Source organism: Lysobacter lycopersici (assembly GCF_007556775.1).
In the GTDB taxonomy this organism is placed as follows: Bacteria; Pseudomonadota; Gammaproteobacteria; order Xanthomonadales; family Xanthomonadaceae; genus Pseudoluteimonas; species Pseudoluteimonas lycopersici.
Genome location: NZ_CP041742.1, coordinates 1881213 through 1899111, shown reverse-complemented (window position 1 = coordinate 1899111; position 17899 = coordinate 1881213). Strand labels below are relative to the sequence as shown.

Sequence of the window (17899 nt, the reverse complement as noted above, 5' to 3'; positions counted from 1 at the left end):
CGGCGTCAGGCGCGCTTGCGCTCGTCTGCATGCAGCTCGCGCACACTGCCGCCGGCCTTGGCGGAACCGCCCGGCGTGGCCTGCACGAGGATGTCGAGCATGCCGTTGAGGGTGGCTTGCGTGTTGAGCTTGCTGCGGTTGGGCGTCAGCGCCTCGCGCATCGGCTCGGGCAAGGTCTGCAACATCGCGCCGACGACTTCGATGCGCTTGATCGAGTCGATGCCGAGGTCCGCTTCCAGGCCCTGGTCGAGGCCGACCATGTCGCGCGGATAGCCGGTCTTCTCCTCGATGATGCCGAGCAGCAGGTCGGCCAGCTTCTCGCGGTCGAACGCGCCGTCGGTGGCAACGGGCTGCGCCGCGGGTGCCGGTGCCGGTGCCGGCGGGGAGGCCGCAGGCGCGGTCGCCACGGGCGCCGCGACCACCGGTGCGGGCGCTGGTGCGGGCGCGGCGACGATCGGCGCCGGTGCAGGCGCCGGCATCGCCGCAGCCGGAGTCGCATTGATCGGTGCGGCGAGGCGCGGTGCGCGCGTATACGTCGCGCGCGGCATCGACGAGGCTTCGCCCATGTAGGCCGCCATCACCTGCCCCTGGGTTTCCAGGAACTGGCGCATCGTTTCGAAATAATTCGCCATCACATCGGCGTCGTTGGGTTTGCGCTCGTACATGTGCCGCTCCTCGCTTGCTCGGCGGTGTGCTGGTGGGAAACGCCCGCCCGCGGCCGGACGCGGGGCGGTGGTGCGCGCCATCGCCGGCGTGGCGACGGGGCGTGGTGTGGTTGCTTGCGGTGCCGCTTGCGCGACGGGCACCGGCGCGACGACGGCCGCGGCCGCGGCCGGAGTCGGGGTTGGTGCCGGCGCCGCGGGCGGCGTGGGGACGTGGTCGATGGTGACGCCGATCTGCGGCATCGGTTCGCTGGCGCGGCGCGCCTTGCTGCCGTTGAGCAGCCACGCGGTCTTCGGCAGCGTGGTGTCGGGCTTGAGCGAGGCCAGGTTCGAAGGATCGCCGATGCGGCAATCGCGACCGGCGAACAGCCGGCGCGGGTCCAGCGCGATGCCCGCGGCCAGCAGTTGCCCCAACGCGTTCAACAGCCCCGGCAGGCCGGTACCGTTGTCCATCGCGATCGCGACGTGCGGCTTGCCGCCGAGGATCTTCGCGGTCAACCCGGACAACACCGACTTCGGGCCGACCTCCAGGAACACGCGCGCTCCGTCGGCGTGCATCGCCTCGATTTCGGCGACGAATTCGACCGGCTGCACCAGGTGCTCGGCCATCGCGCGCCGGGTGGCGGCAACGTCGGCGGAGTGCGGCTTGGCGCTGGCGTTCGAATACACCGGCATCGCGGTTTCGTGCCACGGCGTGGCTTCGATCTTCGCGGCCAGGGCATTGCGCGCCGGCTTCACCAGGCTGGAATGGAACGCCGCCGCGACCGGCAGCATCGTCGCTTCGACGCCGGCGTTCGCCAGCGCCTGCATCGCCGCTTCCATGCCCGCGTGCGAACCGGAGACGACGGTCTGCGCCGGTGCGTTGTGGTTGGCGACGACGACGCCGGCGATGCCGGCGATCGCCTGTTCGACCTGCTCGCGGCTGCCGCGCACGGCGGCCATCGTGCCGAGTTCGCTGCCTTCCGCGCGCGCCGCATCGACGATGAAGCGACCGCGTGCCGCGGACAGCGACATCAGCGCGTCGAAATCGATCGCGCCGGCGGCGTGCAACGCCACGAATTCGCCGTAGCTGTGGCCGGCGGCCATGTCGCCGCCGACGCCGAACTCGCGCAACAGGCGCAGCATCGCGACCTCGACCGCGCCGAGCGCGGGCTGGGCCACGTCGGTGTTGGTCAGCGCCTGGCGTGCCTGCGCCTTGCGTTCGTCGTCGTAGGCGCCGCGCGGCAGGATGAAGCGGCTGAGCATGGCCTCGTCGCCGAAGCGCTGCGCGAACTCGTCCGCGAGCACGCGATCGGCATCCGACAGCGCCTGCGCGCACACCGGGAAGTGCAGCGCCAGTTCGCGCAGCATGCCGGTGTATTGCGAACCCTGGCCGGGGAACAGCAGGGCCAGCTTGCCCGGCGTTTGTCCCGCGGATGCATGGCGGATGGTCGGCGGCAGCGATTGCGTTTCGCCGCGCAGGAACTTCACCGCGCTTTCCAGTTGCGTGCCGAGGTCGCGAAGATCCTTCGCCACGATCGACAGCGTCTCGCGACCGGGCTGCCAGCGCTCGGCGAGGCTGGCTCCAAGGTCGCGCAGCGCAATGTCCTGCGCACCGGCCAACTGCGCCTGCAGGGCGGTAACGCGCGACAGCAGCGATTCGCGATCCGGCGCGCTCCACAGCAACAACTCGGTCGGCCATGTGCGCGACGCGGCCGAAGGACGCAGCCATTCGCGGTATTCGCCGGCGTATTCCTGCAACGCGATGTGGAAGTTGGTGCCGCCGAAGCCGAACGCGCTGACCGCGGCGCGGCGCGGCGCGCCATCGGGCGCGGCCAGCCACGGCTGCGGTTCGTCGAGCAGGTAAAGCGGGCTCGTGTCCTGGCGCAGGATCGCGTTCGGATTGGGGGTGTTGCCGTGCGGCGGCAGCACGCGGTGGTGCAGCGCGAGCGAGGCTTTCACCAGTCCGCTCACGCCGGCCGCGGCCTTGGTGTGTCCGATCAGCGTCTTCACCGAACCGATCGCGGCCTGGCGCGGCTTGCCGCCGGCTTCGGCGATCAGGCGCGTGGTGCTCTCCAGTTCCGCGGTATCGCCGGCAACGGTGCCGGTGCCGTGCGCTTCGAACAATTGCACGTCGCCCGGGCCGAAACCGGCCTGCGCATAGGCGCGGCGCATCGCGCGCAGCTGGCCCGCGGGCAGCGGCGCGGTCAGGCCCTTCGCGTAACCGTCGCTGCTGCCGCCCACGCCCTTGATCACCGCGTAGATGCGATCGCCGTCGCGCTCGGCGTCGGCGAGGCGCTTCATCGCGATCATCGCGATGCCTTCGGAAATCACGATACCGTCGCCGTCGGCGGAGAAGGTGGAGCAACGGCCGCGCGGCGACAACGCCTGGGTCTTGCTGAAGCACAGGTAGCCGAACGGCCCCTGCACCGTGTCCACGCCGCCGGCGAGGACGAAATCGCTGCGCCCGGCCATCAGTTCGGTCACGCCTTGGTACACCGCCGCCAGCGACGAGGCGCAGGCCGCGTCGGTGGTGAAGTTCACGCCGCCGAAGTTGAGGCGGCTGGCGATGCGCCCGGGCACCACGTTGAGCAACAGGCCGGCGAAGGTGTCTTCGGTCCACTCGGGCAGGCGCTTGGCCACTTCTTCCGGCAACGCGCCGTTGAAGCGCGGCCATTCCGAACGGATGCCGTATTGCGTGCCGACGTCGCCGGCGCCACCGCTGGCGCCGATGATCACCGAGGCGCGTTCGCGGTCGAATGCCTTCTCGTGGTAGCCGGCGTCGACCAGCGTGCGCTGCGCGACTTCCAGCGACATCAGCTGCATCGGGTCGACCGATTCGAGCGACTTCGGTGGCATGCCGTACTTCATCGGGTCGAACACGAGGTCGTCGAGGAAGCCGCCCCACTTCGAGTAGATCTTGTCGCGCGCGTTGCGGTCGGCGTCGAAGTACAGGCGCCAGTCCCAGCGGTGCGACGGGATCTCGCTGATCGCGTCGACCTTGGCGAGGATGTTTTCCCAGTATTCGCGCTTGTCGGCGGCCTTGGGCAGCACGCTGGCGATGCCGACGATGGCGATGTCGGCCGGCTGGTTGGCGACGGCTTCCGGCGCCATGGCTTCGGCGTTGCGTTGCTGCAGGCGTTCGGCCAGCAGCGCGATCGCGTCGGTGGTCACCTCGCGGTGCAGGGTTTCGACGTCGGTCACGTCGGCGCGCAGGGTCGCGACCTGGCCGAGCATGTACATGCCTTCGGCGCGTTGTTCGTCGACCGACAGCTGCTGGATCGCGCCTTCGGAATCGCGCACGCGGCCCTTGGACGCGATGCGCAGGCGCCCGAGGATCAGCTGGTCGAGCACCTGGCGCGCTTCGTCGCCGGGTACCTGCTGTTCGCGCAGTTCCCTGCGCTTCTTCATGTATTCCTCGGCGAACGGCGTGTACGCGCAACGACTGGCGTGGCCGGGGCCGGACTCGAGGTTGATCGTGCGTTCGCAATCGAGCACTTCGCGCTGGAACTGCGTGACGATGGAACCGCTGGCGACGATCTCGCGGGTGAACAGGTAGGCGCTGCCCATCAGCACGCCGACCTTGACCCCGCGCGCGGCCAGCGGCGCGGCCAGTACCTGCACCATCGCCGACGAGACCGCGTCGTGCACGCCGCCGGCGAACAGCAGCTGGATTTCGCTGGCGTCGATCTTGCCCGGCGCGAGTTCCGCCAGCAGCTGGTCGACCATCGAGCTCCACAGCACGAAGCTGCTGAGCGGGCCGATGTGGCCGCCGCATTCGCGGCCTTCGAAGATGAAGCGGCGTGCGCCCTCGCGCAGGAACATCGGGATCAGCTTGGCCGCGGGCACGTGCAGGAAGGTCGGCACGCCGGCTTCCTCTAGGTGCACGGCCTGGTCGGGGCGGCCGCCGGCGATGATCGCGTAGTCGGGCTTGTACTTGATCGCGATCGACAGTTGTTCGTCGAGCAGCGTCTGCGGCGCGAAGCCGAGCAGGCCGATGCCCCAGTGGCGGTCGCCGAGCAACTGCTTCGTGCGCGCGAGCAGCTTGTCCAGCGGCTCGCCCTTGAGCAGCGCGAACGCGACCATCGGCAGGGCGCCGCCCTGCGCCACCGACATCGCGAATTCCGCGGTGTCGGACACGCGCGTCATCGGCCCCTGCACCAGCGGGTAGCGCAGGCCGAGCGCCTGTGCCAGCGGCCCGCCTTCGGCGACCGGCTGGTGTTCGACCGCCTGCCGCAGGTTGTTTTCGACCGCCGTCGCGATCGCCTTGAGCACCGCGCCGAGATGGCGGTATTGCGCGCGCCACGGCGCGGCGAAGGCGACGTCCTGGCCGATCGGCAGCAACGACTGCTTGGGATCGTTCCAGTCGGCGCGCCCGGTCACGCGCGGGCGCAGGCCGGCTTCGACGAGGCCTTCGCCGCTGGCGACGAACTCGCGCGCGCCTTCGTAGCCCGGGCGCACCAGCAGGCGGAAATATTCGCCGCGCTCGGCATCGCCGACCGCGACCGTCTCGCTGCCCGAGAGGTTGGTGAGCACCGAATGCAGTGCGGTCGGCAAGCGCGCCTCGTCGAGCATCAGCAATTGCGACTCGAGCACGCCACCGGCGACACCGATCGCGCTGCACGCCGCCGCGACGTGCGGGGTCAAGCCACCGCGGACATACAACGGCAGCGCGGTGCGGCCATGCCATTTCTGCAACAGGATGAAACTGGCGTCCTCACCGACGAATCCGCCGGCTTCGTTGCCCTTGAGCAACAGGCCGTCGACCTCGCCATCGAGCGAAGCGCCCGGCCATTCCGGCGTGGTCACTTCGGCGAGGACCTTGACGCCGGCCGAGCGCAGGTCGCGGACCAGCGCCGCATGCGCGGGCACGAGCCCGGCATCGACGATGAGCCATTGCAGGCCGCGTTGCGCATGCGAACGCAGCGCCGCTTCCATCTCCGCATCGATCGCGTCGCACTTCGCGCCGTAGGGCGCGGCGGTGGCGGCGGACAACACGTCAAGCGCGCGACGGGCCAGCGCGCTGCCGGGCAGCAATTCGCCGTTGACGACGCCGACCCCGCCCGCGCGGCAGGCCGCGATGGCGAGGTCCGGGTGGCAATGGCCCGCCGGAGTGAAGGTCAGGACGGTGAACTCAGTCATGATGGCTACGACTCCTGTCGCATTTGGCATGCCGGTGCGCGGTGGTTCGGTTCATGGCAATGGCACGTTGAAAAGCAGCAGGCGCTGCTGGCTGTTGTCGACGTATTGCTGCAACAGGAGCATCGGGCCGGCCGTGCGCGATGCGGTTTCCACGCGGGGATACGGATAGCTGACGCCATTGCCCGGCGCCGGGTGCACGAGCATGTACGGCGTCGTGAAGCTGGCCCCGTTGTCAGTGCTCCGCAGCACCACGACATTGCTGTAGTTGTTGCTGGCCACGACGACGTCGCCCGCCACGATCGAGGTCTGCAGGTAACCGGCGCTGATGTTGCCGGTCAGCCACTTGGCGCTCCACGCCTTGGTGGCGGCATCGAAGCGGAAATAGCGCACGCGGCCGCCATCGGACAGCGACATGTGGATGTCGTGCTGGTCGTCGGCGGCGACGCTGAAGTGGCTGGCATAGGGATCGGTGTCGCCGGACTGGCTGGTGAACAGCAGTTGCCTGGCCCAGGCCTGGTTCTGGGGCCAGGCGTTTTCGCGCGAGGCCCAGAAGACCTGGTTATGGACTGCATAGACCATGCCCACGCCCGTCGCCGTCGCCACCGGCCGCGCGCTGCGCTCGATCGACAGGTTGTCGACGGCCCCGAACGTGAAGCCGGTATCCACCCAACCCTCTGCCTGCGAGGTATTTCGCAGCATCCGGATGGAGTAATTGCCGGTGGCGACGTCCTGGCCGACGAACGCGAGCCAGATCGTGCCGCCGGCATCGACGGCCATGGCCGGATTGATCGCGATCGTGCCGGGCGAGGAAAACGCGGTGTCGGACCAGATCGTCTTCCACGTGGCCACCGCCGTGGCGCCCTGGCGCTGCAGGGCCGTGAACATCACGGCGCCGGCCGGCGTGCTGTAGGTGACGTACAGGATCTTGCCGTCGAGGTAGCCGTCGGAAATGGAGTTGCGGTCGCTTCCGGGCAGGCGCGGCCCCGGATACCAGGACAGGCCCCGATCCGGGGTGGAGAAAACCTGCAGGCTGTCGAGGTTGCCCTGGGTCCCGCGGTTGATGATCACGTAGGTTTCGCCGTTGGCGGCTTCCCACATGTGCTCCTGGTGGCGCAGCGAAATGATCCGCTCGGCATTGCCCTTCAGCGGAGTCTGCGTGCCTTCGAGCGACACGGTGGCGGCCACGACGTTGCCGGCAAGGCCCAGAATCAGCCCCGCAAGCACCGTCGCGCACAATGCAGCTCGCGACCATTTTCCAAGCATCCGGCTCATGACTCCCCGCGGAAACCCCGGCTACTCAACCTCGGATCGACCTTGCTAAACCGCTTCCTCGTTTGTTCTAGGCAAAAAGCGTGCCGGAGCGGTTGGACCGCCCTGCGCGGAAAGCCGTGATACAGCAGTCAACGCGTTCCAAACCCTGCGCCGGCCATGCCCTGCCCGGGAGGGTCGTGTTCCACCCTCGTGCAAGCATGTCCGTGCCGCGCCGCGCCCCCTGACGCATGCGACCCACGACTCGGTGCGCTCTGTTTCCTGCCGCACCGGCGTCGCAACTGCGCACCGTGCCGCCCGATACCGGACGGCGAGTTGCCGATCTTCGCATGTTTTTTTTGCGACGCACAACACACTTGTGCCCGGGAAATGTTGTTAATCGCCTTGAACCGTGCGGATCCCCCACGATGCGGCGCATTCATGTTTCGAAGCAGTAATTCGCACGCTTTAATCCTATGCGTTGTGTAGGAATACTTCCGCGCGCTCATGCTTGCGATGCAAGCCGGATTCCCCACCGATGCTGATCGCCCTCAACAAGCCATACGGCGTGCTCTGCCAATTCACCGACCGCAGCGTGCCGCCACGACCCACCCTGGCCGGATTCGGCTTGCCTGCAGGGGTATATCCGGCGGGACGGCTTGATTTCGATTCCGAGGGACTGCTGCTGCTCACCGACGACGGCGCGCTGGCGCACCGCCTGACCGACCCGCGCCACAAGCAACCCAAGACCTACTGGGTGCAGGTGGAAGGCGATCCGCGCGAAGCGCAACTGGACGCGTTGCGCCAAGGCATGGAATTGAACGACGGCCCCACCCTGCCCGCGCAGGCGCGTCGCATCGATGCGCCCGCGTTGTGGCCGCGCGACCCGCCGGTACGTTTCCGCAAATCCGTGCCCGATGCCTGGCTGGAGCTGACGATCCACGAAGGCCGCAACCGGCAGGTACGGCGCATGACCGCCGCGGCCGGCCTACCCACCTTGCGGCTGGTACGGGTCGGCGTCGGCCAGATTGGGCTGGAAAACCTCGGCCCGGGGCACTGGCGCCGGATCCCGCCCAACTGAACCGTTCATCGCAAGCCGATTCCTCGCGCGCCTGCTCTGCTAAGGTTTTCGCGCCAATGGATGGCCCTTTCGAAGGAAACGCCGCGCGCATGCCGAACACGATTCCCGTTGCCGGCCGCATCCTCGTGGTCGACGACCAGCCCGCGAACCTGCGCACGCTCGCCACCCTGCTCTCGCGCGTCGGTTACGAAGTCGCGACCGCGGCCAATGGCGACCACGCGCTGGCGCTGGCGGGCGAAACCGCCCCGGACCTGATCCTGCTGGACATGATGATGCCGGGCATGGATGGCTTCGCCATGCTCGCCGAGATCCGGCGACAACCGTCCCTGCAAGGCGTGCCGGTGGTGTTCCTGACCGCGGCGCACGACCGCGACCTGCTGCTGCGCGCATTCGACGGCGGCGCCGTGGATTACGTGACCAAGCCATTCCTGCCAGAGGAACTGCTGGCGCGCGTGCATGCGCACCTCGGGCTCAAGCTCGCGCGCGACCGGCTCGAACGCGTGGCCCGCGAACGCCAGGAACTGGTCAACCTGGTCGCGCACGACCTCAAGAACCCGCTGACCAGCGTGCTGTTTGCCAGCGACGTGCTGCTGCAGAACGGCTGCCGCCCCGAACGCGTGCCGCGCTACCTGGAGATGATCCACGGCAGCGCGCAGGACGCGCTCGGCTACATTCGCCGTTACCTCGAAATGCAATCGGGCCGACGCGCACAGCCCGGTGGATCGGCTTCGCTGCGCGAAGTCTTCGCCTGGCTGGCCGAACGCTACGAACTCCAGTTCGAAACCCGTGGCATGCGCCTGCTGGCTTCGCCGCCCGGCGACGAGGCCGTGGTCGCGATCGATCCCCTGGTGCTGCGCCAGGTGGGCGAAAACCTGTTGGGGAATGCGATGAAGTACGCCCGTGGCGGCGATGTCGAGCTTCGGGCGCGCCGCGGCGGCCCCGGTTACTGGCAGGTGCTGGTGGAAGACCGCGGGCCCGGCATCCCCGCCGGACGCCAGCGCGAGCTGTTCCAGCCCTTCGTGCGCCTGACCGAGGACGAGGACGGCATCTCCAGCGGACTGGGACTGTCGCTGGCCAGGCAGATCCTCGCCGACCACGGTGGCGCGCTGTGGTACGAGGATCGCGAGGGCGGCGGCGCGCGTTTCCTGGTCGAATTGCCGGCCGCGACCTGACGCAACGCGTCAGTTGGCGACGGCCTGCGCGCCGCGCCGCGTCCGCGGACTGCCACCGCCATTCACGCCACGGGCCCGCTTGGCTTCGATCCGCTTCGACTCGCCGTCGATGGCGCCAAGCTCCCCTTCAGCCTGTTTTGCGCGGCGGCGCGCGGCGTACCAGAGCAGGCCCGCGCCGGCGACGGCCGCGACCGCGACGACGGGATTGCGGCGCACGAATCTGGTCGCCACCTTCGCGCCCGTCTTCACCACGCCGATGGCGGCGCCGGTTTCCACCCACTTCAAGGCGCGATCCGGAACCCGCGACTTGATGCCCTCACCCACCTGCGTGGCGAGTTCCAGCGCGCGGTCGGGCAGGCGTTCGATCGTGCTCATGGCGGATTCCTCGTTGGTCATGGCGTTGCGCGGCAGTGTCGAAGCGCGGACGTTGCGTCCGCGTGAGCGTTCGCGCAATCGCGGCTGAACGCATCTTAGTTTTTGTGGGAGCGGCTTCAGCCGCGACAAAGCATGTCGGGCCTGAAGGCCCTCCCACACGAGCATGCGTTTCACATACCTCTTGGCTTCGCGCGATGCGTCGCCACCGCGTTCCAAGGATCGTCCGGCCACGGATGTTTTGGGTAACGCCCCTTCATTTCCTTCTTCACTTCCGGATAGGTGCGCTCCCAGAAACCGCGCAGGTCCTGCGTGACTTGCAGCGGTCGACCGGCCGGCGACAGCAGGTGGATGGTGAGCGGAATGCGGCCGTCGGCGATGCGTGGTGTTTCCGCGAGCCCGAACAGTTCCTGCAACTTCACCGCGAGCACCGGCGATACCGGCTCGCCGCGGTCGTCGAGCGCGTATTCGATTCCGCGCTGCATCCCGGACGGCACATCGATGCGCGTGGGCGCGAACGCATCGATGCGCTGGCGCAGGTTCCAGTCGATGCCGGATTTCAGCGCTTCGGACAATTCGTCGGACGACAACGCATCGATCCGCGTCTTGCCGGCGAACGCGGGTTTCAGCCACCCATCGAGCGATGCGAGCAGGGCTTCATCGGACAAGTCGGGCAGCCCGAGTTCCGGCATCCATGCGCGCAGGCATTGCACGCGCACTCGCCATTGCGAGAGCGCTTGGCTCCGCGGCAGCGTCGACAAGCCGAGTTCGCGCACCGCGTCGACCAAGGCCTGCGCGGCGAACGCCGGATCGATGCGGCCCGCGGGCCTGGACGACAGCACGATGCCGTCGAAACGTTCGATGCGTTCGCTCGCCAGCGCGCGTTTTTCCGCATCCCAACGCGCTTCGTCGTCTTCGCGGAAATGCGCGGCGAATTCCACGCGCAGCATCGCCTCGTCCACCGGCGCTCCGCGCAGGAGCAAGGCATCCTTCGCCTCGAAGCGCAGTTCGCTGGCGACGATCCACGGTTCGCCATGCAGCGCGGAATCGTCGAACAGCCGCAGCATGCGCCCGTTCGCGAGTTGGTAGCGCTTCGGGTCGCGCGGATGCTGTTTCGCGATGCGATCCGGGAACGCGTGCGCGAGCAGGTCGCCGAGTTCGTGTGCCGCCGCATTCGCTGGCGGCAAGGCATCGCAACGCAGGCGGCGGCGCCACTGTTTCGCCGCGGCATCGATGGCCGCGAGCGTCGAACGATTCGCATCGTTCGGCACGCGGCCGGCGCGGAACGCGGCCAATGCATTCCAGCGCTCGGCAATCGCGTCGCTGCGGCTACGCAATGGATCGCGCGCCTCGACCAGCGCGGCAAGATCGCAGGACAGCGCGATGCGCTCCAGGTCGTCCGTTGCAAGCAGCATCGCCGCCAATCGCGGGTGCGTGCCCAGCGCGAGCATGCGTCGTCCGCGCGCAGTGATCGTGCCATCCGCATCCAGTGCATCGAGCCGTCGCAGCAGGTCGCGTCCCGCGGCCAGCGCGCCGGTCGGCGGCGGATCGACGAAGCGCAAGGCATCGCTCCCCCAGGCCGCGAGCTCCAGCGCCAGCGGCGCGAGCTCGACCTGCGCGATTTCCGGCCGGCGCTGCGGTTCCAGCCGTTGCGATTGCGGCCACAGCCGGTACGCGAACCCCTCCGCGACGCGGCCGGCGCGGCCAGCGCGCTGGTCGGCCGATGCCTGCGAAATCGCAACGACATCGAGGCGCGAGAAGCCGCTGTTCGGGTCGAAGCGCGGCTCGCGCGCCAGCCCGCTGTCGATCACCACGCGCACGCCGGGAAGCGTGACGCTGGACTCGGCGACATTGGTCGCGAGCACCACGCGGCGGCGGCCATCGCTCGCGGGTTGCAGCACGCGCGATTGTTGTTCGATGGGTAATTCGCCGTGCAGCGCGAGCACCTCGGCATCGATGTTCGCGCTCGCGAGCACCGCATCGACTTTCGCGATTTCTCGTTGTCCCGGCAGGAACACCAACGCGTCGCCCGGATGCGCGGCGAGCGCATGTTCGATGGCGCGGCGTGCCTGATGCTCCAGCGCCTCGTCCTTGCGCGCGGGGAAGTGTGCGATTTCGACGGGAAAGCTGCGGCCCGCGCTCGACAATCGCGGCGCATCGAGGAATTGCGCGAGTCGCTCGCCGTCCAGCGTCGCCGACATGACCACAATGCGCAGATCCGGCCGCACCGAGGCCTGCACGTCCAGCGCGAGCGCGAGGCCGAGGTCGCCGGCGAGGTGGCGCTCGTGGAATTCGTCGAACAGCAGCGCGCCGACGCCGTCGAGCATCGGATCGTCCTGCAGCATGCGGGTGAGGATGCCTTCGGTGACGACCTCGATGCGCGTTTTCGCGCCGATCCTGTTCTCGAAGCGGATGCGGTAGCCGACCGTGTCGCCCACCGCTTCGCCCAGCTGCTTCGCCATGAACCCGGCGGCGGCGCGCGCGGCCATGCGCCGCGGTTCCAGCATCACGATCTTCCTGTCGCCGAGCCATTCGGCATCGAGCAACGCCAGCGGCACCTGCGTGGTCTTGCCCGCGCCCGGCGGCGCTTCCAGCACCAACCGCGGATGCGCGGCGAGCGTGGCGCGGATATCCGGCAACAACCCGGAGATGGGGAACCCGGCGTTCATGCCGCCGCTGGGCGTGGTGCGTTCAGAGCAGGCCGAAATGCAGCGCCAGCGTGCGCAGGCTGAGGCCGATGATCAGCAGTCCGACCAGCACCATCATCGGCTTCACCGGCACGCGCTTCACCAGCCACGCGCCGAGCGGCGCGGCCGCCACGCCGCCGAGCGCCAGGCCGAGGATGACCGGCCAGTAGCCGAGGCCGATGGTGAGGATGAAGGTGATCGACGCGGTGAGGGTGACGAAGAATTCGACCGCGTTGACCGAACCGACCGTGATCCGGAATTCGCTGCCGCGCGCGAGCAGCGTGCTGGCCACGATCGGGCCCCAGCCGCCGCCGCCGATCGCATCGAGCATGGCGCCGACGAAGCCGAGCGGCTGCACGTGCGAGGTCACGCGCCGCGGCGGGAATTCGCGGAAGCCCTTCATCAGCACCACGATGCCCATCACGATCAGGTAGCCGGAGATCCACGGCTTCATCGCGTCGCCCGGCAACACCGACAACAGGTAGGCGCCGACCGCCGCGCCGACGATGCCCGGCAACAGAAGGCGCTTGAACAACGCCTTGTCGATGTTGCCGAAGGCGTGGTGCGACACCGCCGAAGCGCCGGTTGTGAAGCATTCGGCCGCGTGCACCGTGGCGCTGGCCACCACCGGCGGCACGCCCGCGCCCAGCAGCAGGCTGGTCGCGGTCACGCCATAGGCCATGCCGAGCGCGCCGTCGACCAGCTGCGCGCAGAACCCGATGACCACGTACTCGATGAAATCGGCGGTGATGAAATCCGGCGTCATGTCGCTTCGATCCGCGAAAAACGCCCGCATCTTGCGGTGCCGCGCCCCGCTTTGTCCATCGCCGCGCCCGCGCCGCTAGACTCCGCGCATGCAACTCATCGACATCGGCGCCAACCTCACCCACGACGGCTTCGACCACGACCGCGCCGCGGTGCTGCAGCGCGCGCGCGATGCCGGCGTGGCGAGGATGATCGTCACCGGCGCATCGCGCGAGCATTCTCCGAAGGCGCTGGCGCTGGCGCGGGCGCATCCGGGCGAGCTATTCGCCACCGCCGGCGTGCACCCGCACCACGCGACCGAATACACCGATGAATGCGACGCGGAGATGCGGGAACTGCTTTCGCATCCGGAAGTGGTCGCGGTCGGCGAATGCGGGCTGGACTATTTCCGCGATTTCTCGCCGCGTCCGGCGCAACGGCGCGCGTTCGAACGGCAATTGCAGATCGCGGTCGACACCGGCAAGCCACTGTTCCTGCACCAGCGCGACGCGCACGCCGACTTCGTTTCGATCATGCGCGAGTTCGATGGCAAGCTCGGCCCGGCAGTGGTGCACTGCTTCACCGGCACGCGCGAGGAATTGTTCGACTGCCTCGACCACGATTGGCACATCGGCATCACCGGCTGGCTGTGCGACGAACGCCGCGGCCAGCACCTGCGCGAACTGGTGAAGCACATCCCGGCGAACCGGCTGATGATCGAAACCGACGCGCCTTACCTCCTGCCGCGCACGGTGAAGCCGCAGCCTTCGCACCGACGCAACGAACCGATGTACCTGGCGCACATCGTCGAGGAACTGGCGCGCGACCGCGGCGAGGCGGTCGATGCGACCGCGGCCGCGACCACCGCGACCGCGACCGCGTTTTTCGGGTTGCCGGACTGAACGGGTGCTTCCCTTTATTCCTGCGGCCGCACGTCAATCGAATCACCCCAGGTGTCTGTAAAACCGGAAGCAATCCACCTCGCCTTGTGGCGACGATCGAATCACCACAACATTATTCTGCGCCAGCAGTGCTGCTATAGCCGCTATTACAAGCAGCGCTGCGGGAATCTTCATGTGTGGCCCAACGCCGGAATCATGCCGACCCGCGAAGCGGGCTCGGCTTGAATGAATTGTTGAGCGTGGAAGTTCTACCGGTGCGAAATTGGCGTGGCGTCAAGCCCGAATGCATGAATAATCTTTCTCTTGTCACGCTTCGTGCGACTTTGATGAAAGCCCGTGCATTTATTGTCCGCGTTGCAAAGAACCATGTTCCGTTGATCGGAGCTCGTGCATCCGTATGTCCCTGACTGACCCTGTGCGGAGTAACTACCGCCGGAATTGTCGCACGCGGCTTTTACTTGCTCCGGACTATACGTGCCGGAAAGTTCTTCTGCGAATGCGGCTGGAACTTGGAATACTGCAAACAAAATCGCAGAAGTGACCATGGCAGTCGATCTTTGACGAATCATTTCCGTTCTCCTAATGGCGGCGACGGTACTCGCCATGAATTCTGGGTTGTTTGGTGCGTCCAACGCGTTGGGCATGGCGTCTCTCCTTGATGTTCATGCGAAGGTCCTGGTACGCGACCGCGGCCGCGACCAGCGCGACCGCGACCGCGTTTTTCCGATTGCCGGATTGAGCTGCGGGCAAGGTATCCGCCTCAGCGCTCGCGCGTCCGCTTGCTGACGAAGATGTCGCCAGGATCGTTGCTGTCGACCTTGCGCCCGAAGTACAACCGCCTGCCATCGCCGGACAGCGTCGCGCGGGTCTCCGAGCCGGGCGTGTTGATGTTGGGGTTGGGGATCAGCGTCGGTGGCGACCAAGGCGACGCGGTGTCCGGGCGGGTCGACGCGTAGATGTCCTGGCCGCTGCCGCCGCGGCTGGAACTGAACACGATTTCGAGCCCGTCGCGGCGCACGTTCGGCATGCGGTCGTCGGCCGTCGTGCTCAGTTCCACGACCTTCTCGCCCGGCCCGAAGCTGCCGTCGTCGCGCTGGCGGCTCATGTAGATGTCCTGGCCCTGGCTGTCCGCGTAGCCGTCACTGGAGAAGAACAGGAACGTGCCTTCCGCGGTTTCCACGACGGACGGGCTGTATTCCCAACCGCGGGTATTCGGGCCGTCCGGATAACTGTTCAGGTGCACCGGCGTCGCCCAGCCCTTCGCCGGGTTTTCCCGGGTCAGGAACAGATCGCCGGCCGGGGGGCTGCCGGCGGGTGGCGTCGGGGTGGGGATGCAGGCCGTGCAATCCTCGGAGTTCTCCCGCGAGCTGACGAACAGCAACCATTTGCCCGGCAGCGGCGTGGGGCAGTAGTCAGCGGCCGTGGAATTGACCACCGCGCCGAGGTTCTCGGCCGGGTTCCAGGCCTTCAGCGCGGCATTCCAGTCCGCGCGCCAGTTGTCGAGGCTGCCCTGCCCGCCGTCCCGGGTGGACATGAAGTACAGGTTCCGCCCGGTCGGCGATTCGATCGGGCAGCCTTCGGCGGCGGCGGTATTGACCCCCGGCGCGGGCACCGGATCCTGCCATGCGCCGAAGTGCGGGGTGGCGGCGGCATCGAGCGAAACAAAGGCGGCGAGGGCGAGGACGAGTCGTTTCTGCTTGCGGTTCATGGCGATCTCCTTGATCTGCAGACCGGAAATACCGGTGCGATCAGGCTCGCGGGCGCGGCACCGCGGGTCTTGAGGCCACCGCTGGGCTTCGCTTGGAAAGCTTGGGAAAAGCTTGGGGCCGCCGCGGACGGCGGTTTTCGTATCCTTGAAGTGCCTGCCCCCGGGAATGGAGTGCATGGATCCGCGCGATCCGAAACCGCTGGCCTTCGACGACGTGGCCATCGATTTCGCCGGCCATCGCCTGCTGCGGGCCGGCGTCGAACAGCCGCTGGAGCCCAAGGCCTTCGGCGTGCTGGCCCTGCTCGCCGGCGCGCCCGGGAAGGTGTTTGCCCGCGACGAGATCCTCGACGCGGTCTGGGGCCATCGCCACGTCACCCCGGGGGTGCTGAACCGGGTGATGACCCTGCTGCGGCATGCGCTCGGCGAAGACGCGCAAGGCGCGCGCTACCTGCACACCGTGCATGGCGTGGGTTACCGCTTCGACCTGCCCGAAGCCGCGCGTGAACCATCAACGGCTGCGCTGCCCGACATCGCATCCAATGCGCAGCCGCGAACCTCGATTCCGCCGCCGCAGCGTCGCGCCAGCGATCGGACATCCACGTTGGCGCGGGTCGCGTTGTGGTCGTTGCCGTTGCTGGCTGCCCTCGCCATCGCCGCATGGACCTGGTGGCCCCATGCCGCGCCCGCGCCAGTCGTGGCGGCGGCACCGGTCGTGCCCGCGATGGAGCGCAGCGTCGCCGTGCTGCCGCTGGTGAACGCGAGCAACGATCCGAACCAGCAGTTTTTCTCGGACGGTCTTTCCGACAACCTGATCGACGCGCTCTCGAAATTCGAGGAGCTGAAGGTGATCGGCCGCAACTCCGCGTTCCAGTTCCGCGACAGCAAGGATGACAGCGCGGCCATCGGCCGCAAACTGGGCGCGACCTACCTGCTCAGCGGCAGCGTGCAGCGCGCGGGCGATGTCGTGCGCATCAACACGTCATTGACCAAAGCCGCCGACGGCAGCACGCAGTGGGCGGAACACTACGACCGCCCGTACAAGGACCTGTTCGCGTTGCAGGACGAAATCGCATCGGCCGTAGCGCGCGCACTGCAAGCGAAGCTGCTCCCGGAAAATGCCGAATCGAAACAGGATGACCGGCCGCCGAGCGGCAACCTCGATGCCTACAACGCCTACCTGCAGGGCCTGAAGTATTGGCACGACGAGAATTTCCGCAAGGCGGCCGAATACATGACCCAAGCCGTGCAACTCGACCCGGGTTACGCGATGGCCTGGGCGCTCCTGTCGGGGTCGTGGAGCACGGTTGCCACGTTCTGGAACGAGCCCCCCGCCGTGGCCGAGGAACACATGCGCATCGCGCGCGACGCGGCGGACAAGGCCTTACGGCTGGCTTCCGCGCTGGGTGCGGCCCATGCCGCCCGCTGCTACCTGGATGTCTACGGTTTCGATCAACGGGCCGCCCTGGCCGAGTGTCGTCGTGCCGTGCAGCTGGCGCCTGGGGATGGCACCGTCCTCAATGGCAGCGGCTATGTCTTCGCCCAGGTCGGGAAGCTGGGCGAGGCGATCCAGTCAAGGAAGCGCCTGCTTTCGATCGAGCCGCTCTATCTCATCAACTACCAACAGTACGCGCGGTTGCTGATGCTGGCCGGCCGGCTGGACGAGGCGGAGAAGTACCTCCGCACCGCCGAAAGCCTGCCGCAGGCGAACCCGTACTGGCACTCCTCGGCCGTTTTCTTTCGCATGGTCATCGCCCTGGTGCGTGGCGACGCGGATGCGGCCATGAACATCGCCGAACAAACGCCCTCGAAATATCGCGGCATGAACGAGGCGCTGGCGGCCCAGATCTCCTCCGATCGCGCCGCGGCCGACAGGACGCTGGCGGCCCTGCTCGACGACAAAGCGTTCGTCAAAGACCATCCCTACGAAATCGCACAGGTCTATGCGCTACGCGGCGATGCCGGCCACGCCGTGGAATGGCTGCAACGCGCCTCGACCCACGACCTGGTCTTCCTGCCGCTGGACCCGCTGATCCTGCAGCTGCGCGATGATCCGCGCTTCATCGCATTCTGCAAACAGAACAAAGTGCTGCCGCCGGGCGAAAACGAAGCGCTGAGCATCGACCAGATCCGCGCGAAGCTGGCGACGAGGGGCTGAGTCGGCAGGCGCTCGCAATTACTGAACCAGTCGGTACACTAGGCATC

The 17899-nt window shown here is 67.8% G+C and carries 10 protein-coding genes; 4 read left to right on the top strand and 6 right to left on the bottom strand.

The genetic code is table 11. The features are described from left to right. Positions 1–5: 5 nt before the first annotated feature. On the bottom strand, positions 6–5783 hold the full coding sequence (locus FNZ56_RS09440; RefSeq protein WP_143879597.1) for a type I polyketide synthase: 5778 nt from the start codon (positions 5781–5783) through the stop codon (positions 6–8). Positions 5784–5834: 51 nt separating this feature from the next. Further along, entirely contained in the window at positions 5835–7055 is a 1221-nt protein-coding gene (locus FNZ56_RS09435) for a hypothetical protein (protein WP_143879596.1), read from the bottom strand. 514 nt (positions 7056–7569) lie between these two features. Between FNZ56_RS09435 and FNZ56_RS09430 the strand changes: the two genes are divergently transcribed. After that, a complete protein-coding gene (locus FNZ56_RS09430) occupies positions 7570–8112 on the top strand; it encodes a pseudouridine synthase (RefSeq protein WP_143879595.1) in 543 nt (180 codons plus the stop codon). A gap of 89 nt (positions 8113–8201) precedes the next feature. Continuing rightward, on the top strand, positions 8202–9284 hold the full coding sequence (locus FNZ56_RS09425; protein ID WP_185970714.1) for a hybrid sensor histidine kinase/response regulator: 1083 nt from the start codon (positions 8202–8204) through the stop codon (positions 9282–9284). A gap of 9 nt (positions 9285–9293) precedes the next feature. Here the strand turns inward: FNZ56_RS09425 and FNZ56_RS09420 are convergent, their stop codons facing one another. The 3 genes from FNZ56_RS09420 to FNZ56_RS09410 all read right to left on the bottom strand — a co-directional run bounded on the left by FNZ56_RS09420 (position 9294) and on the right by FNZ56_RS09410 (position 13109). Then, entirely contained in the window at positions 9294–9659 is a 366-nt protein-coding gene (locus FNZ56_RS09420) for a hypothetical protein (RefSeq protein ID WP_143879593.1), read from the bottom strand. Between the two features lie 170 nt (positions 9660–9829). Next, positions 9830–12325: an ATP-dependent helicase HrpB gene (gene hrpB / locus FNZ56_RS09415; RefSeq protein WP_143879592.1), complete on the bottom strand. Its 2496-nt coding sequence runs from the start codon at positions 12323–12325 to the stop codon at positions 9830–9832. Between the two features lie 22 nt (positions 12326–12347). Next, positions 12348–13109 (bottom strand): sulfite exporter TauE/SafE family protein, encoded by a 762-nt coding sequence (locus tag FNZ56_RS09410; protein ID WP_143879591.1) that lies wholly within the window; start codon positions 13107–13109, stop codon positions 12348–12350. An 88-nt stretch (positions 13110–13197) separates the two neighbouring features. Between FNZ56_RS09410 and FNZ56_RS09405 the strand changes: the two genes are divergently transcribed. Beyond that, a complete protein-coding gene (locus FNZ56_RS09405) occupies positions 13198–13989 on the top strand; it encodes a TatD family hydrolase (RefSeq protein ID WP_143879590.1) in 792 nt (263 codons plus the stop codon). Between the two features lie 760 nt (positions 13990–14749). Here FNZ56_RS09405 and FNZ56_RS09400 read toward each other — a convergent pair. Further along, positions 14750–15697: a TolB-like translocation protein gene (locus tag FNZ56_RS09400; RefSeq protein ID WP_185970713.1), complete on the bottom strand. Its 948-nt coding sequence runs from the start codon at positions 15695–15697 to the stop codon at positions 14750–14752. Between the two features lie 175 nt (positions 15698–15872). On the opposite strand from FNZ56_RS09400, the gene FNZ56_RS09395 reads away from it, so the two are divergent. Then, a complete protein-coding gene (locus FNZ56_RS09395) occupies positions 15873–17852 on the top strand; it encodes a winged helix-turn-helix domain-containing protein (RefSeq protein ID WP_185970712.1) in 1980 nt (659 codons plus the stop codon). Positions 17853–17899 lie beyond the last annotated feature (47 nt).